This is a genomic window from Bradyrhizobium sp. USDA 3240 (assembly GCF_054063295.1).
Genome location: NZ_JBSSGD010000002.1, coordinates 281,197 through 299,494, shown reverse-complemented (window position 1 = coordinate 299,494; position 18,298 = coordinate 281,197). Strand labels below are relative to the sequence as shown.

Sequence of the window (18,298 nt, the reverse complement as noted above, 5' to 3'; positions counted from 1 at the left end):
CGATCGTTCAACAGCGCGCGGGTTCGCCGACCATGTCGGGCTGCCGCCTGAGCGACACCGCGGGCGACATCAGGATCACCAAAGCCTGGGCGGCGAAGATCGCGGCCGCGAGATAGAGGCAGGCTTCGGCGCCGTAGAGGCCACCGACGACGGCGCCGAGCGCGGAGCCGAGCGGGCGGGCGCCGTAGCTCATGATGTTGATCGCCGAGACGCGGCCGAGCAGCGAGGGCGGCGTCACCGACTGCCGTAGCGTGGTGGTCGAGATCACCCACAGGATCGGGCCGACGCCGAGCAGGAAGAAGCCGAGGCCCGCGAGCAGCGGCGTCGCGATCCAGGTCGTCAGCGCCATCACGAGCGAGGCGACGAGGCCGGTGACCGGGCCGAGCCCGATCACGGTGCCAAAGGCCAGCCGCTTCATCACGCGGGTTGCGAACAGCGCGCCGACCACCATGCCGACGCCGTACATCGCGAGCGTCGTACCGACACCGGTGGCGCTGAGCCCGAGGTGGCGCACCGCATAGGGCACGAACACGGCGAGCAGCAGGAACGACGCGGTGTTGAAGATGAACTGGGTGATGAACACCGGCCGCAGCAGAGCGTGATGCATCACGAAGGCCGCGCCTTCCTTGATGTCCTGCAACGGATGTCGTCGCGGGGCAGGCCGGCGTGCCGGCTCGTAGATCCCGGCGAGCAGCACCACCGCGATTGCCGACAGCGCCGCGGCAAACCCGAATGCGGGCGCAGCGCCGACCCAGCCGACCAGCACGCCGCCGAGCGCGGGTCCGCTGGCGAAAGCAACCGTGCGCGCAAGTTCGATACGGGCATTCGCGGCCGGCAATTGCTGCGACGTCACCAGGGACGGGACCAGCGCCGGAGCTGCGACGCTGTAGGCAACCGTGCCGCAGACCGCGATGAAGCCGAGCAGGGCGAGCAAGGGCAAGGTCATTGCGCCGACCCACAGCAACAGCAGGATCGCTGCAAGCGCCGCCGCGCGCAGCGCCTCGGAGCCCGCCATCACCCAGCGCCGCGACACGCGGTCGGCGAGCAGGCCGGCGGGTATAGCAAACAGGATGAATGGCAGCGTCAGTGCGGTCTGCAGCAGGCCGGTCTGGCCTTCGCCGACGCCGAGCACCAGCACGGCGACGATGGGCGCGGCCGCAAGCGCGATCTGCTCGGCCGATTGCGCGGCGAGGTTGGACCAGGCCAGGCGATTGAAGGTGCTTGGCAGGCGAGGCGTATCGGCGGACATGGCAGAATCCTTGAGGGAAAATTCGATCTGGCCATAGTGTGTGGTCGGAAGACGCCCGATCCCACCCGTTTCCCGACAACGCAAAAAACACCAAAAACAAAAGGCCCGCGTGACGGCGCAATTTCATTTCCGTCTCGTTCTCAACTCGATTCACCCTATGGGGGAATTGCGACTTGGAATCGCGCGGCGTCGAATTGGCGCAAGCAGTCCAGTCGCTATGCGAACTCCATCACCAGGAGACGAGACATCATGAGCCAAGCCCCTACGAGAGTTTTGAAGGCCGGCCTGATCCGGAGCGTCGCCGGCTCCTGAGCATCGCCCTTGCAGGCGTCACGGGAGCAGTTCTGCCGGCAGCATCGTGCGCGAGATCAAACAGGTCCAAGCATGGGAGCCGACGCTCGAGGCAACGACGTGCACCTATTTCGACGATGCGCCGGAACAGGCGTGGACAGCACGGTCTGCTGCACGATCAGGCTATCGAACCTACTGCCATCACGCTTTCGTGCAAGTGAGGACGAGCAGCCGTATCGGAGCTGCATTCCCGTCTCCCGCTTGCGGGGGAGGGCTAGGGTGGGAGGCGACCGGTATCATTTTCGTGAGTCTAGATGCAGTTGCAAATGAGTTGCAATAACGGGAGAGATCGGCCATCCTTCCGGGATGGACGCTCGGACTCCTGAAATGTCTTCCGTTTCTGTTCCTGACGCCGTGCCAGACGGCTGGCGCGGCGATGCCGGGCATGCGCGCAGCCTGCCCGAGGTGAACGCGACCGTCGCGGTGCCGAGCACAGGCGTGTGGTGGCGCCGGCTGCTGGCCTTCGCCGGGCCGGGCTACCTGGTCTCGGTCGGCTATATGGACCCCGGCAATTGGGCGACCGATCTCGCGGGTGGATCGAAGTTTGGCTACACGCTACTGTCGGTCATCCTGCTCTCGAACCTGATGGCGATCCTGCTGCAGGCGCTTTCGGCCCGGCTTGGCATCGCCACCGACCGCGACCTGGCGCAGGCCTGCCGCGCGACCTATTCGCGGCCGGTGAATTTGCTGCTGTGGCTCGCCTGCGAGGCCGCGATCATCGCCTGCGACCTCGCCGAGGTGATCGGCACCGCGATCGCGCTGAAGCTCCTGTTCGGCATTCCCCTGATCGGCGGCGCGCTGCTGGCGGCGCTCGATGCGTTCCTGCTGCTGCTCCTGATGAACCGCGGCTTCCGCTTCCTCGAGGCCTTCGTGATTGGGCTGCTGATCGTCATCGCGGTCTGCTTCGCGGTCCAGATCGCCGCCGCCGCACCGCCGATTGCCGGCGTGATCGGCGGCTTCATGCCGTCGCGCGAGATCGTCACCAATCCGGAGATGCTCTACATCGCGATCGGCATCATCGGCGCCACCGTGATGCCGCATAACCTCTATCTGCACTCATCGATCGTGCAGACTCGCGCCTATCCGCGCACCGAGGAGGGCCGGCGCGACGCAATCAAATGGGCGACCACGGACTCCACCATCGCGCTGATGCTGGCGCTGTTCGTCAACGCCGCGATCCTGGTGCTGGCGGCCGCGACCTTCCACAAGAGCGGCCACTCAGATGTCGCCGAGATCGATCAGGCTTTCGAGCTGCTGTCGCCGCTGCTCGGCCTCGGCATAGCCTCGACGCTGTTTGCCGTGGCGCTGCTGGCGTCCGGCCTCAACTCGACGGTGACGGCGACGCTGGCCGGCCAGATCGTGATGCAGGGCTTTCTCGACCTCAAGCTGCCCGACTGGCTGCAGCGGCTGGTGACCCGCGGCATCGCGATCGTCCCGGTGATCGTGGTCGCCGCGCTCTATGGCGAGAGCGGCACCGCGCAGCTTTTGGTGTTCAGCCAGGTCGTGCTGTCGATGCAGCTGCCGTTCGCGGTGATCCCGCTGGTCCGCTTCGTGTCCGACAAGCGCAAGATGGGCACATTCGCGATCTCGCGTCCGGTTGCGGTCGCGGCATGGATCGTCGCCGGCCTGATCGTGGTCCTGAATGTGAAGCTGCTCTACGACACCATCTTCGGCACCTAGAGCGTCTGACCGAAAGTGCTAGTCTTGCGGCTCGGCCAGCGCCTCGCCTGAGGCGTCGACGCGCAGCCAGCCCGACGGCGCGAGCCGCTGCTGCGGCAGGAAGCGGCCCTTGTAGTCCATCTTCTTGGAGCCCTCGATCCAGTAGCCGAGATAGACATAGGGCAGGCCCTGCCGGCGGGCGCGGGCGATGTGGTCGAGGATCATGAAGGTGCCGAGCGAGCGGGCCTCAAGCCCCGGCTCGAAGAACGAATAGACCATCGACAGCCCGTCGCTGAGCACGTCGGTCAGCGCCACCGCCATCAGTTCGTCGCCGCGGCCGGTGATGGCGCTGTCGGCATTGCGCTTGCGGTACTCGATGATCCGGGTCTCGACATGGCTGTCCTCGACCATCATCGCGTAGTCCAGCACGGTCATGTCGGCCATGCCGCCGTTGCGGTGGCGGCGGTCGAGATAGGCGCGGAAGACCGAATATTGCTCGGAGGTCGGGACCGCCGTGCGCTGCTCGCCGATGATGTCGGCGTTGCGGGCCAGCACCTTGCGGAAATTGCGGGAGGGGCGGAATTCGTTGGCGACCACCCGGACCGAGACGCAGGCCCGGCACTGGTCACAGGCCGGGCGGTAGGCGATCGACTGGCTGCGGCGGAAGCCGCCATGGGTCAGCAAGTCGTTGAGATCGCCCGCTTTGTCACCGACCAGGTGCGTGAAAACCTTCCGCTCATGCCGGCCCGGCAGATAGGGGCAGGGTGAGGGCGCCGTCAGATAGAACTGGGGGGTATCACGCGAGTGCTGGGTCACGTCTGATCGTCGGGCTCCACATACAATACAGGCAGCCGAGTTAGCATCGCCCCCCGGAGGCTAACGGTCAATTGGTTTAGGCGGGCCTAATAAGAGGCCCGTGCGGCCGGGGTGACCTGGGTCCGGACCGAGCTGTTGATGATGACGGTTCCGAGGATGATGTCGTGCAGCAGCCGGCGGCGGCCGTTGAACAGTCCGACCAAGAGCACCAGCGGCGACAGGAACGAGATCGTCACCCAGAACAGCACCGCGTGGATGGCGCCGAGCACGAAATAGCCGCGCGCGCCGTACCAGGTGCGCAGTTCCAGGTCCATCATGCGCATGCCAAGCGTGGCCGAGTGCTGCCCGCCGATCGAGGCGCCATAGTAGACGATGGCCCAGACGATCGAAGCCGGCGAGACCAGCCAGAACAGCGCCCAGCCGAGGCCGAGCGTGACGATGCCGAAGATCGCGATGAAGATCACCGCCAGGATCACCGGCACCGACAGCACGAAGAGGTCGATCAGGAACGCAAAGACACGCCGCGTCAGCACGCCACGGAACAGTTCCGGCTGCATCAGCGGATCGAACGCATGCGGGGGAACGCCGCCGTCGTTGCGCCAGGCGCTACCGTCACTGCCGTAGGACATGACCAACCTCCGATGAAACTCCCGCGCAGGACATGGGAGCACGGGGCGCGCCTGCCAAGGCTGCGCGGACATTAACTAGCCGAAATATTCCGGCGATTCGGCGGCGGAAAGTGCCCGCCTCGGTGTAGGCTGGAGGTTGCGTGACGGCGGGGGACATATGGGCACACAGATCGGGTTGCGCTGCCGCTGTGGAGAGGTTCGAGGCGTGGTCACGAACGCCGCGCCGACGGCCGTCAATCGCGTCGTCTGCTACTGCGACGACTGCCAGGCGTTCATGCATCGGATCGGCCGGGCCGATCTGCTCGATGTCCACGGCGGTACCGACATCGTCCAGGTCGCCCCGGCGTCGCTCAGCTTCGCGCAGGGGCATGACAAGATCGCCGGGCTGCGGCTGTCGCCCAAGGGGCTGTACCGATGGCACACCACCTGCTGCAATTCGCCGGTGGGCAACTCGCTGACGCCTGCTATCCCATTCGTCGGAATCGCAGTGCAGGCCTTCGAGGGCGGCGCGGCGCGCGTGGACGAGGTGTTCGGCAAGCCAACCGGCGCAATCCTCGGCAAATATGCGATCGGCGAAGCCCCGAAGGGATCGACCGGCTTCAACCCGTCGCTGATCCTGCGCGCGATCGGCAAGGTGTTGGGCTGGCGCCTGCGCGGCAAGGCCCGGCCGCATCCGTTCTTCAAGCGCGAGACAAATGAGCCGGTCTACCCGCTGAGGGTGCTGTCGCAGCGCGAGCGCGAGGCCTTGCGCCCGCTCTGCGGTCCACGTCCAACCGCGCCGGCCGGACCCGTGTAGCGCTGCTACGATTCCGCCTTGATCTTCTCGGCGGCCCGCGGCGCGAAATAGGTCAGGATGCCGTCGGCGCCGGCGCGCTTGAAGCCGACCAGGCTCTCCATCATCGCGCGCTCGCCGTCGATCCAGCCATTGGCGGCGGCGCCCGCGATCATCGCGTATTCGCCCGACACCTGGTAGACGAAGGTCGGCATCGCAAAATGGTCCTTCACGCGGCGGACGATGTCGAGATAGGGCATGCCCGGCTTCACCATCACCATGTCGGCGCCCTCGGCGATGTCGAGCTCGACTTCGCGCAGCGCCTCGTCGGAATTGGCGCTGTCCATCTGGTAGGTGCGCTTGTCGCCGGTCAGCGTCTTGGCCGAGCCGATCGCGTCGCGGAACGGGCCATAGAACGCCGAGGCATATTTCGCGGCATAGGACATGATCTGGACGTCGCCAAAACCGTTGTCGTCGAGCGCCTCGCGGATCGCGCCGATGCGGCCGTCCATCATGTCCGACGGCGCGATCACGTCGCAGCCGGCCTCGGCCTGCGTCAGCGCCTGCTTGACCAGCACCGCGACCGTCTCGTCGTTGAGGATCTTGCCGCCCTCGATCAGCCCGTCATGGCCGTGGCTGGTGAAGGGATCGAGCGCGACGTCGCAGAGCACGCCGATGTCGGGAAATTCCTGCTTGATCGCGCGCACCGCCTGGCAGACCAGATTGTCGGGGTTGAGCGCCTCCGAGCCGTGCTCGTCGCGCAGCGCCGGCTCGGTGAAGGGGAATAGCGCGATGCAGGGGATGTTGAGTTTTGCGGCGCGCTCCGCGTCGCGGACGATCTGGTCGACGGTGAGCCGCTCCACGCCGGGCATCGAGGCCACCGGCGTGCGGGTGTTGTGGCCATCGACCACGAACATCGGCCAGATCAGGTCGTCGGTGGTCAGCACGTTTTCGCGCACCAGGCGACGGGCCCATTCGGACTTCCGATTGCGGCGCATCCGGATCGTGAGGTCGAGCGAGGGGGAGGCGAGGGCGTCAGTCTGGCGCCGCGGCGTATCGCGCAGTTCGATCGGGCGCCCGAATTTGATCGCCATGTCTTGTTCTCCTCGACGGACGGCTGGTCTGGACCTGATATAAGACCGGTTCTAGCACCTGTCAGGGGCCCCGTCATTGCGCCAACCGTTGCGCCTTTGGCGCCCTCGATTTGCCGTAACGGCAATTGATTTTGCCGCCCCGGCGGGCCAAGACTGCGCCATGAACCCCATTTTGCAGCCGTTGTGCGGCGATTCGGATGTCTGACACCTCTGCACGCGATCAGGCGCGCGACAACGCCATCTCGGTGAGCGCGATCTCGTCCGACCGGATCGAGCCGGACGACAACGCGTGGACGCGGCGCCTCGTCATCTTCCTGCGCATCATGGCGGTCGTCTCGGTCGCCAAGGGCCTCTATCACTGGGCCCAGGTGACGGGCTTCGTCGGCGGCGAGGAGGAGGCCTTCGAGAACCAGTCGATGGCCTGGCAGACCGCCACGATCTATTTCGCGGTCATCGAGCTCGTCGCCGCCGTCGGGCTCTGGCTCGCGACGCCGTGGGGCGCCGTGGTCTGGCTGACCACCGTGGTGTCGATGGCAGTCATCGAGCTGATGTTTCCGGGCATCTATGGCGGCAGCCTTACCGTGGTCGGGCTCGAGGCCGTGATGCTCGCGGCCTATCTGGCGCTGGCCTGGATGTCGGCGCGCGAACGCCCGCCATAGGCCCGCGCGCCGTGATGGCTTGAGCACTGTTGCCTGGCTGCGACAGCGCGGCGAATAGCCGACGGTGGCAGCCAATATATCGCAGTCGTGCGCGCAGCGAGAAGACAGCGTCGCTGGTTATGCTAGGTGGATGCCACAGATCGCATCCCCATTTAAGGCGTCCCATCTCGGCAGCGCCTTTGCGGGACCTGCCGTCGGGACCCATTTCACCGGATCTCGGCGCGTGTGCCGGCCGGCTTTTCGCGGGCCGACGGCGGAACCGATCTGGCCGCGGCGACCAATGAGGTCGCTTGCGCACATCACGCGCGTCCCGCCCCAACGCGCTCTCATAAAATTTTCGAAGAATTTTCCGGTAACCGATCGGTCACCGTAAAGGGTTCCCTCATACCCGTTACGGCACCGTTTCGAATTCGGACGCTGCTGTTTCCGAATGTGACAGGTAAGGCACACGAAGCGTGAACAGGGGCCTGCCACCGTCAATGAAAAGTTGCGAAAAGTCCTTGATCCATGGGCTTAATCCACGATTCACTGTCTTAAATTCATGATCTCTTTATTCTCTTATTTAAGCGGATATTCAAACGGCCCCCTTACGTTGGACCTATCAGGCGGGACACAAGTTTCGTCGAAATAAAGTCGATAAAAACGACAAACAGGGGAAGTGTCATGATGAAAGCCGTTGCGACAACGGCGGCGGATGCCGCTGATCGCGCTACCGGTCAAGCTCCGGTGCAGCCGCTCTATCTCGAAGCCCTGACTTTGGTGGAGCGGCTGCATCGCCGTCTCCTCGACGTCATCAAGGACGAATTCGATCGTCGTGGCCGTGCCGACATCAACTCGGTGCAGGCGCTGCTCCTGTACAATATCGGTGACAAGGAGCTGACCGCCGGCGAGCTGCGCACCCGCGGCTACTATCTCGGCTCCAACGTTTCCTACAATCTGAAGAAGCTCGTCGAGCTCGGCTTCCTCGATCATCAGCGCTCGCGCGTCGATCGCCGCTCGGTCCGCATCCGCCTGACCCCGCAGGGCCAGGAAGTCCGCAAGATCGTCGATGCGCTCTATCAGAAGCACGTCAAGACAGTCGAGCAGGTCGGCGGCATCTCGAACGAGGAGTTCGCGAGCCTCAACAAGTCGCTGCACCGCCTCGAGCGCTTCTGGACCGACCAGATCCTGTATCGCCTCTGAGCCTTCCTCTCCTTGCCTGATGGCCAAGCCGGCCACCCAGAAGACCGGCAGCCTCCCTCCAGTCCAGCCTTGCAGTCAACGCATCGGTCATGCCCGGCCGATGCGTTTTTCATGCTGCACCTGCGAAAATAAATAGGTCCCGGCGAGGAACCAAGCCGCTTCCTGCGCTTTATCCCGTCTCCCAACAGAGAGGCAGGGATATGCTGGTCGAGCGCGGGATTGAGGTGCTGAACGTCGAGGTCGTCGGTGACGCCTACGCGATCGCCTCGAATTATCTGCGCAAATCCGGCATCATTCCCGACACTTTCGCCACCAATGAGCGCCTGCTCGGCATCATCGTGAAGCTGTTCCAGCGCGGTGAGCTGAACCGACTCCGCCTCGCCAACAAGGCGATCGCGAAGTTCGAGGCCGAGACGCTGGTGGTCGCCTGAGCGTCAACCCGGAGACTTCAATGGAAGCCGCGATCGATCGGATCATGCAGACGTATGACCTGCTGCTCAACCGCACGTCCGCGGCAAGCGACGAAGCGCGGGCGAAGGTGACAGAGTACGTGCAGACGCTGTTCGAGGCCGGCGAGCGCGATACGCACCGGTTGACGGTGTGCGGGCTGACCTATCTGCGCCAGCTCGACGGCAGCACCGACCATGTGAAGGCCGGGTTTACCGGGCTGTAGGGCGTACTTTTTGTCGTCCCTGCCTGGTGCGCAATTGCGCACGGGAGCAGGGACCCATGACCACAGGGTCGTGTTGTTGAAGAGGGCTGTGGCCCCAGCGTCGCGCAGCAATTGTGTGTCCCGGAAACGCCGCTGGCCTGGTTCCGTCGCCGGAACACCGTACTGACCCGGATTTCATCGCAAGCCAGGATGGCCGTAATACAACTCTGCCGGCACTACTTTTGTTTACAGAGCATTTTTTAACTTGTGAGTTTTTACAGATCCATTCCAACCGGCAGAAAAGGACCGCCCGTGTGACGGTCCTTTTCGATTCGATTGCTCACCGCAGCAGGAGCCACGCCACGCTGGCAAGCAGGGCCATCAGCGACACCGCCGCGGCGCAGACAAAGGCCAGCTCCACTCCGTCGTAATGGTGATGGTTCTGGTGATGGTTCGCCTGCATCGTCGCCCTCCTAGATGGGCGTTCGTTGACCCGGGGACATCAGCCATTCCGTCATGTGCGCGGCGGCTTCATTATGCTGCGCCCGCTGGAGCAGCGCGTCACGGTCTTGGCCGGCGGGAAGTTGCCCGGCACGGTCGCGAAGTTCTTTCGCTCCTTCGGTGAGCCGGATTTCGAGCGTATCGGCCTGCTTCACGCGGCGGCGGATCTGTACCATGCATTTTCCTTCATTCAGCCATGTCAGTGCACGCGCCATCGAGGCTGTATGCCGCCTGATGGTTGATCCCCTTGATCTCGAAACGCTCATGTCAGTTATCCATGATGCCGCTTCGTCGGCATGCATGACCGTCCCTTCGCGATGCGAGCGCGAATGAATGAAGCGGCCTGCTTTCCGAATTGAAAATTGCCGGGACGGAATTTTCTCCGCGCTTCCGGACCATGACGACAACTCCGTGCTTGCCGTTCTGGTTCCTGGCAAAACGACGGTCGATGCGATCCGCCGTCATATTGGCGGGCCACACGCCGCCGCTGCGATGTCAAAACTGAAATGGAGCAACCGAAACGGACAGTTTTCCGTCGGCTGATTTTTGCGCGGTGAATTCCACTTCTTTCGACGCCTTGACGTCGCCGACGGATACCGAAATCCCGCCGCTGCACTGCAGGGTTCGCTTGTCCTTGCTCGTCGAGGTCGTTACGATTCTTTCCCCGAGCAGGTATTGTGGCTGCAAGTTTTGCGGATCGGGCTTGGCCGTCGACTCCCTGGCGGCGTAGTTGACCAGCGGATTGCGATGGTCATCGGCAACGGCCTGGAGCACGGCCTTTCGGGTATCGATCGAATCGCACTCGAACGGATCGCCACAACCGCTCAGAACAAGCAGAAGCGGAAAACCCATGAGCGAAAGCAGTCGTGACGCCATGACCATACTTTGTGTGGATGGATGGATGCTTTCCGACAACCGACCCCGAGGAGCATGGTTCCTTTGCGTCCCCTTACGCGCGGCCGCCCCACGGTCGGACGACGGCTTTGCCCCTCGGCGATCTACGCCGTGGTCTGAAGAGGAAGACGGGAAGCTGCCGGAGCCTCGCGCCTGACCGGTCTGATCTTTGGTGAGATCGCTCACATGCGGCCCGCGCAGCGGCGAGGGAAACATATCCAAACGGATCGACACCCAGCAGAGCCGCTGACCCCTGACGGTCCGCGGCCCTTGTTCTGTCGAGGAACCAACGAAAATCGACAGCGTAGACTCGCAGCTCCCGGCCTTTGCCCCCAAGCCCTCCGGGAGTAGCGATCCCCGGCGCTGTGAAACCTCCGGCGCCCGGGGATCGTTGGTTTGCGGATCAAGCAAACAATCTTGAAACCGAAACACGCCCAAGGGTTGGTTGGTCTATTGTGTTCGTTGTCTTCCGCTAGCGGTATCGTCATCAACGCGCGAAACCGGCTTCACTGCGTCTTGTTCGCCCGGCTGCGGCGAAGTTCGAGGCGCAAGCAGAAGCCCCAGCGCGGGAATGCGCCGGGGCTCGTGTTTCCGCTTTGCTCGTCCGGCTGCGTGATCGGCAATGCATTGCCGAGCAGACGGGCTTTCGGCGTCACTTGTTCTCAGGCTTCCAGGTCGTGCTGGCCCGATCGTACGTGAAGCCCGGTGCAGCCTTCAGGCTGTCCTTGGTCTCGTCGAGCGTGAGCCACCACTTGTCGTCCTTCTTCTGCGACTTGATGGCCGTGTACGGCACGATCACGTCCTTCTCGCCGGCGCCGAGAAAGCCGCCGACGCCGATGACGAGGCCGGTCACCTTGCCTGCCTTGTCGACAAGCACATCGTCGATCGTCCCGATCTTGGATTCCTTCGGATCATAGACATTCTGCTTGTAGTAGTTGGTGATGGTCCAGCTGTCCGTCGGGGCGGCGGGCATCGTGGTCGCCGCATGCGCAGCAGTAGCGAACGCCGCAGCCAAGATGCAGCCGATAGCAAACTTCTTCATAAGAGAAACTCCTCGCCTTCAGTGGAGATGACCGACCAGGCAGACGCCACCGCCGAGGATGACGACTGCCGGCTCGGCCCAAAGTATGGTGACTGGCGTGCTCAGCGCCTGTCAGTCGGACGTGCAGATCTTGACGGTTTTCATGCCGGTCTCGGCTTCGGAGCGTGTCTTGTAGATCGTGCCCGACGGGCTGACGACGGTGGTCGTCGTATCGACCGGCTTCTGATCGACGATCGTGCACTTCTTCGTCTTCACGTCCTGCACGACGTAGAATTCGTCCGCCGCAAATGCCGGCGTGACAAAAGCGGCAAGCAACGCTGCCGCGACAATCGTTTTAACGTTCATGTTCTCTCCTCCAATGCCGTATCTATCGGCGGAGGTGGAACGGGAAGAAATCGCAATGGTTCCTAGAGTTGGACGGGCCGGCGGCACCATGCTGCGCGGTGTGCTGTCGCGAAGGGATTTTGATCTGCGACATTAGCTAAGCCGACTTCGAGCGAGCCGGCCGGCCCCCGGCTCAAATCATAGCAAACGAAAAGCAATCAGCGAGGTGCGGCGATTTGCTGCACGGTGTAGCTGCGCCGCGGGCTTGCCCAAGGTTGTGGCAAATGGTCGCTAAGGATGCGCAGACGCGAGCTCGGCGCGCGATTCCATAACCCGATGGGACTCGCGCGTTTCGATTGGCGATGCGACCACGCGACTGGACGCAGCCGGCGATCGGCGGGCCGCGTCTGAAAATCCAGGAGGAAGCCCCATGATCTCGTCCTACATGCGCCTGTTCGGCGCGGTCGTCGCGCTGTTGCTTGGGGCGAACGGTCCGGCGCCTGCGCAGCAGCTCGAGCTCAAGCTGATGGCGCCGGCTGCGCCCGGTGGTGGCTGGGATCAGACCGCGCGTTCGATGCAGCAGGCGCTGGTCGCCGCCGGTGTCGCGCGTAGCGTCCAGGTCACCAACGTGCCCGGCGCCGGCGGCAGCGTCGGCATCGCGCAGTTCGTCAACGGCGCCAAGGGCGACGGCAACCAGATGATGGTCAACGGCTTCGTCATGGTGGGTGCGCTCGCCATGAACAAGTCGCCGGTGACGCTGGATCAGGTGACGCCGATCGCGCGCCTGACCGAGGAGACCCAGGTGATCGTGGTGCCGACGAGTTCGCCGATCAAGACGGCGCAGGATCTCGCCACAGCGCTCAAGGCCGATATCGCCAAGGCGACCTTTGCCGGCGGCTCGGCCGGCGGCGTCGACCACGTGATGGCGGCGCTGTTCGCGGGCACGGTCGGCGCTGACGCGAAGAAGATCAACTACATTCCGTTCTCGGGTGGCGGCGAGTCGCTCGCCGCCATTCTCGGCGGCAAGGTTACGGCCGGCATTTCCGGCCTCAGCGAATACGAAGGTCAGATCAAGGCCGGCAAGCTGCGCGCGCTCGGCGTAACCTCGGCGCAGCGTCTGCCCGGCGTCGATATCCCGACCTTCAAGGAGCAGGGCATCGAGCTGGTGCTGGCCAATTGGCGCTCGGTGGTGGCGCCGCCCGGCATCACGCCCGAGCAGCGCAAGGTGCTGAGCGATGCCGTCGAGAAGATGGTGAAATCCGATGCCTGGAAGGACATCCTGAAGCAGAAGGGCTGGGATGACGCCTATCTCGGCGGCGATGCGTTCGCCGATTTCCTGAAGAAGGAGATTACGCGCGTCACCGAGGTGCTGAAGTCCGTCGGCCTCGTGAAGTCATGACGTCGGACACGGCCTCCGACAACCTGCCGCGCGCGCCGGCGCGGCGGGTCGATCGCGCGGGCGTCGCCATCGCGGTCGCGCTTGCTGTCCTTGCCGCGGTGCTGGTGTGGGACGCCAGCAAGCTGCCGGCCACCACGATGTACGGTATGGGCCCGGAGGCGATGCCGATCGTGATCGCGATCGGCCTCGTCATCCTCGCTGTCGGCAATCTGATCGACGCGCTGCGCGGCAACCTGCCGCCGCGCGAAAGCATGGATCCGAAACCGGTGTGGCTGATCATCGGCGGCCTCGCGCTCCTGATCGCCATCATCGGCTTCGGTGGTGGCTTCATCCTTGCCACCTCGGCGCTGTTCGTCACTACCTCGGCTGCCTTCGGCCGGCGTGCTGTCCCGGCCGACACTGCCATCGCGCTCGTGATCACGACCCTCATTTATCTCGCGTTCGACAAACTGTTGACGCTGAGCCTGCCCGCCGGCCCGCTGGAGCGACTGCTGTGATGGACACTTTCGCCGCGCTGGCTCACGGCATGGCGGTCGCCATGCAGCCGATGAACCTGCTCTACGCCCTGATCGGCGTGTTCCTCGGCACCGCGGTCGGCGTATTGCCGGGCATCGGTCCGGCGCTGACGGTCGCGCTGCTGCTGCCGGTGACCTACAAGCTCGATCCCGGCGGCTCGCTAATCATGTTCGCCGGCATCTACTATGGCGGCATGTATGGCGGATCGACCACCGCGATCCTGATCAACACGCCGGGCGAAAGCGCGTCGATGGCGACCGCGCTCGAGGGCAACAAGATGGCCAAGGCCGGCCGCGGCGGACCGGCGCTGGCGACCTCGGCGATCGGCTCGTTCGTGGCCGGCACCATCGCCACCATCGGCCTCGCATTCCTCGCGCCGTGGCTGGTCGACTTCGCGGTCCGGTTCGGGCCGGAGGATTACTTCGCGCTGATGTGCGTCGCCTTCGTCACGGTATCCGCAACCTTTGGTGACTCGCCGGTTCGCGGCCTCACCAGCCTGTTCATCGGCCTGACGCTCGGTCTGGTCGGCATCGACAAGCTCACCGGGCAGGCGCGGCTTGCCTTCGGCATCCCCGAGCTGCTCGACGGCGTCGAGGTGACGACGCTCGCGGTCGGCCTGTTCGCGGTGGGGGAGGCGCTCTATGTCGCCTCGCGCCGCCATCACGCCGAGGAGAAGCTCGAGCCGGTGCGCGGCTCGCTGTGGATGACGCGGGAAGACTGGCGGCGCTCGTGGAAGCCGTGGCTGCGCGGCACGTTGTTCGGCTTTCCGATCGGCGCGCTGCCGGCCGGCGGGGCGGAGATCCCGACCTTCCTGTCCTATTCAACCGAGCGGCGGCTGACCAAGCATCCGGAGGAGTTCGGCAAGGGCGCGATCGAAGGCGTCGCCGGACCCGAAGCCGCCAACAATGCCTCCGCCGCCGGCACGCTGGTGCCGCTGTTGACGCTCGGGCTGCCGACCTCGGCCACCGCGGCGATGATGCTGGCGGGCTTCCAGCAATACGGCCTCAATCCCGGGCCGCTGCTGTTTGCGGAACGGCCCGATTTGGTGTGGGGCCTGATCGCGAGCCTGTTCATCGCCAACGGTATGCTGCTGGTGCTCAATCTGCCGCTGGTCGGGCTGTGGGTGAGGCTGCTCGCGATCCCGCAGCCATGGCTCTATGCCGGCATCCTGGTGTTCGCGACCATGGGTACGATCGCAGCAAAGCCGTCGGTGGTCGAGCTGTCGATGCTGGCAGCGTTCGGCGTGATGGGTTTCCTGATGCGGCGGTTCGATTTCCCGATCGCGCCTGTCGTGATCGGATTGATCCTCGGGCCGATCGCCGAAAGCCAGCTGCGCCGGGCGCTCGCGATCAGCCTTGGTGATCCCATGGTGCTGCTGCAAAGCCCGATGTCGGCAACGCTGCTCGGCGTCGCGCTGATCGCGCTGCTGGCGCCGTTCGTGCTGAGGGGACTCGGGCGGTTCAAGGCCACTGAAGATTAGGTCGTGAATCGATCAATCTGCCAGGCGGCAACGCCGCCAACATTTGCGTGATCGGGAAATATCCAAACTCCGATCTCGGTCTTCCTTACAGCAACGCACATGCCTCGCTTGCGCGAGGCACAATCAAGGCGGCTGAACGATGAAGACGATCTACCTTCTGGCGGCGCTCATGCTGGCGCCGTCTCTCGCGACCCAAGCCATTGCTCATACGCGAACCGGCAGAGGCAGCGATCGCGTGCATGTCGGCACAGGACCGACGATTGGGGGCGGACTGCTAGGCTACAGGATCGTCGGTCGTCAGATCGCGGCTCCGCCGTGGAGTGCTGCCTGCATGAACGACGTAGGCCCACGGCAATGCAACGAGCCGATGTGGGTCTATGGCAGCCCAGACTATGTCGCGCAGTTCAAGAGTGCATTCTGAGTTCGGCCCGCGGGCGGTCGTGCGACGGGCTCGCATGCCCTTGGGCTGCCGCGGGAAACCATCGGCATGTAAAAGGCCCGCTCCGGGGCTCGCAATTCGGAGCGGGCCAGTCTGGGCGCGGCAAGTCTGGCCGCGCCGCGAACGTAGCGCGACATGCTGACACCACCCTGACGGCGGTCAAAAAAGGAGAGGCGGTTGCACGCCGCCTCACTGTCTCGATAATGGATTTGTGAACGGAATGTTGCGCGGCGTGCTCACCATTTGTAGGCGAGGCTTGCCGTGATGCGCCGGCGATCGCCGTAGTAGCAGGAGCTGATCGTCGCGCAGCTCGCGACGTAGATCTTGTCTGTGACGTTCACCACATTGAGCGCCGCGCGCCAGTTCTTGTCCCACTCGTAGTGCAAGGCGAGGTCGCCGAGCACGACCCCCGGCACGCGCGCGGTGTTCGCGGTGTCGGCAAAGGACGAGCCGACATAGCGTACGCCGCCGCCGAAGCCGAAGCCGTTCAGCGGGCCGTCGCGGAAGGTGTAGTCGGTCCAGACCGAGGCGAGCTGCCGCGGCGTGCTGGTCGGCACGGTGCCGACCAGCGCGGCATTGAGGTCCTTGCTGACGAACAGCTCGTAATTGGTGTAGCTCGCCACCAGCTTGAAATCCCGCGTGATGTTCGCCACCGCCTCGAGCTCGACGCCGCGCGAGGTGACCTCGCCGTTCTGGGTCTGGAACAGCGTGTTGTTCGGATCTGTCGTCAGTGCGTTCTTGCGCTTCAGATCGAACAGCGCGACGCCGAACCGCGCATTGAGCCCGACCGGCTCGTACTTGACGCCGACCTCGGTCTGCTCGGAGGTCTCCGGCAGCAGCAACTGGCCGGCGGCATTGGTGCCGATGACCGGATTGTAGCCGGTCATGTAGGAGACGTAGGGCGCGACACCGCTGTCGAAATTGTAGATCGCGCCGACCCGGCCGGAGAACTTGCTGTCGTCGCGGCCCTGGGAAGCACCGATCCGGTTGTTGTTGGTGAGATCGACCCAGTCCTGGCGCCCCGACAGCACGACCGTCAGGCGGTCGAGCTTGACCTGATCCTGCAGATAGAGCCCGGCCATGCCCTGGGTCAGATACGCGTTCTGATATAGCGGGCCGCTATACGGCATGTTGTTGCCGTAGACCGGATTGAGCGCGTTGAGAGTCGTGCCCATGCCAAAACCCTGCCGGTCGTCGATGCCGTAATATTTCAGATCGACGCCGACCAGCGCGGTGTGCTGCAGCGCGCCGGTCGAGAAGCGATATTCAAGCTGATTGTCGAGGTTGAGCTGCGTGGCGATGCCGCGGGTGTAGAAGTTGCCGCGGTTGATGTCGGCGGCCGCCGGCGTCGTCGCGTAGCCGAGCCCGTAGAGGCCGGCGTAATAGACGTCGACATGCGCCATGCGCGCGTTCTGGCGGAAGTCGACGTTGTCGGTCACGCTCCTCTGGAACTGGTAGCCGACCATCTCCTGGTCGCGGCGGAACTGGTCGACGCTGGGGTCGCCGACGAACAGGCTGGTCGGAATCCGGCCGAACGGCGCGTTGGTGACGGTGCCGACATAGGGCAGGAAGTTCAGCGCGCGGGTGTTGCTGTGGGAGGCCATGCCGAACACCGTGAGGCTGGTGTCGGCATCGGGCCGCCAGGTCACCGACGGGGCGAAGAAGAAGTTGTTGTCGTAGACATAGTCGGTCTGGGTGCCGCCGCCCTGGGCCTGGCCGACCAGGCGATACTGCACCTGGCCGCCGCCGGGCTGCGCCGTCGCGCCGCCAATGTCGAACTGGGTATAGGCGTTGCCGAAATTGTTGACGCCGGTCTCGATGTAGCGAACGGGCTCGGCCTGCGGCAGCTTGCTCACGGCGTTGACGAGGCCGCCCGGCGCCGACCCGCCATACAGGATGCCGGAGGGACCGCGCAGCACCTCGACGCGCTCGAGATTGAACGGCTGCAGCTTCCAGCTTGCATAGGAGGTGTAGAACAGCTGCAGGCCGTCGAGGAACAGCGACTCGTTCTGCGCGGGGAAGCCCCGGATCATGAACCAGTCGTTGCGGAAATCGGCGCCATAGGTGCCGCCGATGACGCCAGGCGTGTAGCGCAGCACCTCGTCGAACTTGCTGACGATCTTCTGGTCGCGGATCTGCTCGGCGCTGATGACCGTTACCGATTGCGGTGTCTGGATGATCGGCGTGCTGGTCTTGGTGCCGCTCGCGCTCTGCCGCGCCAGGTAGCCGGTGACCGGGCCGTTGGCGCGCTCGTGTCCGCCGCCTGAGCCTGCGGCCTGCTGTGCCGCCTGTGGCTGCGCGCCCACTGGCGCGACCGTCGTGCGACGCGACGCGCTGCGCGCGCGTGTGGTCCGTTGCGATGGCTGCTGCGATCGCGCCGCTTGCCGGTGCTGCGGCGCATCGACCGTCACGGACGGCAATTGCGTCTGCGCGAAGACCTCGTCCGCCCCAGCAACCGAAAGCACCACCAGAGCCGCAGCAGCAAGCCGCTGCGGCCGAATCCATCCGTCCGTCATTCAACGCCCCCAAAGAGAATTGTCTTCGGCGTCGTTATCACGGTGATTTTCGCGAACAGCGTGCGCGCGGTTAGAAGCTATCGAAGCTGTGCGCAAAGCCGGTGTGTGTGACTGAGAGACAACG

At 64.5% G+C, this 18,298-nt stretch carries 20 protein-coding genes; 10 read left to right on the top strand and 10 right to left on the bottom strand.

Features of this window, described 5'->3' with window-relative positions; genetic code table 11:
* Positions 1–7: 7 nt before the first annotated feature.
* Positions 8–1,249, bottom strand: a complete 1,242-nt coding sequence (locus ACVIGA_RS01900) for an MFS transporter (RefSeq protein ID WP_456665084.1) — start codon at positions 1,247–1,249, stop codon at positions 8–10.
* Positions 1,250–1,906: 657 nt separating this feature from the next.
* Here ACVIGA_RS01900 and ACVIGA_RS01895 point away from each other — a divergent pair.
* The gene (locus tag ACVIGA_RS01895; protein WP_456665083.1) at positions 1,907–3,280 is read left to right on the top strand and encodes an Nramp family divalent metal transporter; all 1,374 of its coding nucleotides are present in this window, start codon (positions 1,907–1,909) and stop codon (positions 3,278–3,280) included.
* An 18-nt stretch (positions 3,281–3,298) separates the two neighbouring features.
* On the opposite strand, the gene ACVIGA_RS01890 is transcribed toward ACVIGA_RS01895, so the two are convergent.
* Together ACVIGA_RS01890 and ACVIGA_RS01885 are read right to left on the bottom strand one after the other, a co-directional pair.
* Positions 3,299–4,075 carry an arginyltransferase gene (locus ACVIGA_RS01890; protein WP_212013383.1) on the bottom strand — a complete coding sequence of 259 codons (777 nt, stop codon included), beginning with the start codon at positions 4,073–4,075 and terminating at the stop codon, positions 3,299–3,301.
* An 86-nt stretch (positions 4,076–4,161) separates the two neighbouring features.
* The gene (locus ACVIGA_RS01885; protein ID WP_223967579.1) at positions 4,162–4,704 is read right to left on the bottom strand and encodes an RDD family protein; all 543 of its coding nucleotides are present in this window, start codon (positions 4,702–4,704) and stop codon (positions 4,162–4,164) included.
* Positions 4,705–4,861: 157 nt separating this feature from the next.
* On the opposite strand from ACVIGA_RS01885, the gene ACVIGA_RS01880 reads away from it, so the two are divergent.
* Complete coding sequence (locus ACVIGA_RS01880) at positions 4,862–5,500, top strand: DUF6151 family protein (RefSeq protein ID WP_456665082.1); 639 nt, start codon at positions 4,862–4,864, stop codon at positions 5,498–5,500.
* Between the two features lie 5 nt (positions 5,501–5,505).
* Here the strand turns inward: ACVIGA_RS01880 and hemB are convergent, their stop codons facing one another.
* On the bottom strand, positions 5,506–6,570 hold the full coding sequence (gene hemB / locus ACVIGA_RS01875) for a porphobilinogen synthase (protein WP_456665081.1): 1,065 nt from the start codon (positions 6,568–6,570) through the stop codon (positions 5,506–5,508).
* Between the two features lie 197 nt (positions 6,571–6,767).
* Here hemB and ACVIGA_RS01870 point away from each other — a divergent pair, with 197 nt between their 5' ends.
* The 4 genes from ACVIGA_RS01870 to ACVIGA_RS01855 all read left to right on the top strand — a co-directional run bounded on the left by ACVIGA_RS01870 (position 6,768) and on the right by ACVIGA_RS01855 (position 9,084).
* Positions 6,768–7,229: a DUF6163 family protein gene (locus ACVIGA_RS01870; protein WP_050422596.1), complete on the top strand. Its 462-nt coding sequence runs from the start codon at positions 6,768–6,770 to the stop codon at positions 7,227–7,229.
* A gap of 663 nt (positions 7,230–7,892) precedes the next feature.
* The gene (ldtR, locus tag ACVIGA_RS01865) at positions 7,893–8,411 is read left to right on the top strand and encodes a transcriptional regulator LdtR (RefSeq protein ID WP_018271925.1); all 519 of its coding nucleotides are present in this window, start codon (positions 7,893–7,895) and stop codon (positions 8,409–8,411) included.
* 200 nt (positions 8,412–8,611) lie between these two features.
* A complete protein-coding gene (locus tag ACVIGA_RS01860) occupies positions 8,612–8,842 on the top strand; it encodes a hypothetical protein (RefSeq protein ID WP_223967582.1) in 231 nt (76 codons plus the stop codon).
* A gap of 20 nt (positions 8,843–8,862) precedes the next feature.
* Positions 8,863–9,084, top strand: coding sequence for a hypothetical protein (locus tag ACVIGA_RS01855; RefSeq protein ID WP_092114742.1), 222 nt, complete (start codon positions 8,863–8,865; stop codon positions 9,082–9,084).
* A 319-nt stretch (positions 9,085–9,403) separates the two neighbouring features.
* Here the strand turns inward: ACVIGA_RS01855 and ACVIGA_RS01850 are convergent, their stop codons facing one another.
* From ACVIGA_RS01850 to ACVIGA_RS01830, 5 genes are all read right to left on the bottom strand, one after another.
* A complete protein-coding gene (locus tag ACVIGA_RS01850; protein WP_456665080.1) occupies positions 9,404–9,526 on the bottom strand; it encodes a hypothetical protein in 123 nt (40 codons plus the stop codon).
* Between the two features lie 10 nt (positions 9,527–9,536).
* Positions 9,537–9,740, bottom strand: a complete 204-nt coding sequence (locus tag ACVIGA_RS01845) for a hypothetical protein (RefSeq protein ID WP_456665079.1) — start codon at positions 9,738–9,740, stop codon at positions 9,537–9,539.
* A gap of 319 nt (positions 9,741–10,059) precedes the next feature.
* Entirely contained in the window at positions 10,060–10,440 is a 381-nt protein-coding gene (locus tag ACVIGA_RS01840; protein WP_456665078.1) for a hypothetical protein, read from the bottom strand.
* Between the two features lie 670 nt (positions 10,441–11,110).
* Positions 11,111–11,500: a PRC-barrel domain-containing protein gene (locus tag ACVIGA_RS01835; protein WP_456665077.1), complete on the bottom strand. Its 390-nt coding sequence runs from the start codon at positions 11,498–11,500 to the stop codon at positions 11,111–11,113.
* A gap of 111 nt (positions 11,501–11,611) precedes the next feature.
* A complete protein-coding gene (locus ACVIGA_RS01830) occupies positions 11,612–11,845 on the bottom strand; it encodes a hypothetical protein (protein WP_456665076.1) in 234 nt (77 codons plus the stop codon).
* A gap of 409 nt (positions 11,846–12,254) precedes the next feature.
* Between ACVIGA_RS01830 and ACVIGA_RS01825 the strand changes: the two genes are divergently transcribed.
* From ACVIGA_RS01825 to ACVIGA_RS01810, 4 genes are all read left to right on the top strand, one after another.
* Positions 12,255–13,223, top strand: coding sequence for a Bug family tripartite tricarboxylate transporter substrate binding protein (locus ACVIGA_RS01825; protein WP_456665075.1), 969 nt, complete (start codon positions 12,255–12,257; stop codon positions 13,221–13,223).
* Positions 13,220–13,720 (top strand): tripartite tricarboxylate transporter TctB family protein, encoded by a 501-nt coding sequence (locus ACVIGA_RS01820; protein WP_456665074.1) that lies wholly within the window; start codon positions 13,220–13,222, stop codon positions 13,718–13,720. The genes ACVIGA_RS01825 and ACVIGA_RS01820 overlap by 4 nt, the downstream gene beginning before the upstream one ends.
* Positions 13,720–15,219: a tripartite tricarboxylate transporter permease gene (locus ACVIGA_RS01815; protein ID WP_456665073.1), complete on the top strand. Its 1,500-nt coding sequence runs from the start codon at positions 13,720–13,722 to the stop codon at positions 15,217–15,219. Before ACVIGA_RS01820 ends, ACVIGA_RS01815 begins: the two co-directional genes overlap by 1 nt.
* A gap of 139 nt (positions 15,220–15,358) precedes the next feature.
* Entirely contained in the window at positions 15,359–15,640 is a 282-nt protein-coding gene (locus ACVIGA_RS01810) for a hypothetical protein (RefSeq protein ID WP_456665072.1), read from the top strand.
* Between the two features lie 254 nt (positions 15,641–15,894).
* On the opposite strand, the gene ACVIGA_RS01805 is transcribed toward ACVIGA_RS01810, so the two are convergent.
* Positions 15,895–18,174: a TonB-dependent siderophore receptor gene (locus ACVIGA_RS01805; protein ID WP_456665071.1), complete on the bottom strand. Its 2,280-nt coding sequence runs from the start codon at positions 18,172–18,174 to the stop codon at positions 15,895–15,897.
* Between the last annotated feature and the right edge of the window lie 124 nt (positions 18,175–18,298).

Bases quoted from the DNA above. Each gene is read 5' to 3' on its own strand.
- ACVIGA_RS01845 (WP_456665079.1), bottom strand. From the start codon at position 9,740: ATGGTACAGATCCGCCGCCGCGTGAAGCAGGCCGATACGCTCGAAATC.
- ACVIGA_RS01895 (WP_456665083.1), top strand. From the start codon at position 1,907: ATGGACGCTCGGACTCCTGAAATGTCTTCCGTTTCTGTTCCTGACGCC.
- ACVIGA_RS01815 (WP_456665073.1), top strand. From the start codon at position 13,720: ATGGACACTTTCGCCGCGCTGGCTCACGGCATGGCGGTCGCCATGCAG.
- ACVIGA_RS01830 (WP_456665076.1), bottom strand. From the start codon at position 11,845: ATGAACGTTAAAACGATTGTCGCGGCAGCGTTGCTTGCCGCTTTTGTC.
- ACVIGA_RS01885 (WP_223967579.1), bottom strand. From the start codon at position 4,704: ATGTCCTACGGCAGTGACGGTAGCGCCTGGCGCAACGACGGCGGCGTT.
- hemB (WP_456665081.1), bottom strand. From the start codon at position 6,570: ATGGCGATCAAATTCGGGCGCCCGATCGAACTGCGCGATACGCCGCGG.
- ACVIGA_RS01840 (WP_456665078.1), bottom strand. From the start codon at position 10,440: ATGGCGTCACGACTGCTTTCGCTCATGGGTTTTCCGCTTCTGCTTGTT.
- ACVIGA_RS01810 (WP_456665072.1), top strand. From the start codon at position 15,359: ATGAAGACGATCTACCTTCTGGCGGCGCTCATGCTGGCGCCGTCTCTC.
- ACVIGA_RS01870 (WP_050422596.1), top strand. From the start codon at position 6,768: ATGTCTGACACCTCTGCACGCGATCAGGCGCGCGACAACGCCATCTCG.
- ACVIGA_RS01825 (WP_456665075.1), top strand. From the start codon at position 12,255: ATGATCTCGTCCTACATGCGCCTGTTCGGCGCGGTCGTCGCGCTGTTG.
- ACVIGA_RS01860 (WP_223967582.1), top strand. From the start codon at position 8,612: ATGCTGGTCGAGCGCGGGATTGAGGTGCTGAACGTCGAGGTCGTCGGT.
- ACVIGA_RS01805 (WP_456665071.1), bottom strand. From the start codon at position 18,174: ATGACGGACGGATGGATTCGGCCGCAGCGGCTTGCTGCTGCGGCTCTG.
- ACVIGA_RS01855 (WP_092114742.1), top strand. From the start codon at position 8,863: ATGGAAGCCGCGATCGATCGGATCATGCAGACGTATGACCTGCTGCTC.
- ACVIGA_RS01880 (WP_456665082.1), top strand. From the start codon at position 4,862: ATGGGCACACAGATCGGGTTGCGCTGCCGCTGTGGAGAGGTTCGAGGC.
- ldtR (WP_018271925.1), top strand. From the start codon at position 7,893: ATGATGAAAGCCGTTGCGACAACGGCGGCGGATGCCGCTGATCGCGCT.
- ACVIGA_RS01850 (WP_456665080.1), bottom strand. From the start codon at position 9,526: ATGCAGGCGAACCATCACCAGAACCATCACCATTACGACGGAGTGGAG.
- ACVIGA_RS01820 (WP_456665074.1), top strand. From the start codon at position 13,220: ATGACGTCGGACACGGCCTCCGACAACCTGCCGCGCGCGCCGGCGCGG.
- ACVIGA_RS01900 (WP_456665084.1), bottom strand. From the start codon at position 1,249: ATGTCCGCCGATACGCCTCGCCTGCCAAGCACCTTCAATCGCCTGGCC.
- ACVIGA_RS01835 (WP_456665077.1), bottom strand. From the start codon at position 11,500: ATGAAGAAGTTTGCTATCGGCTGCATCTTGGCTGCGGCGTTCGCTACT.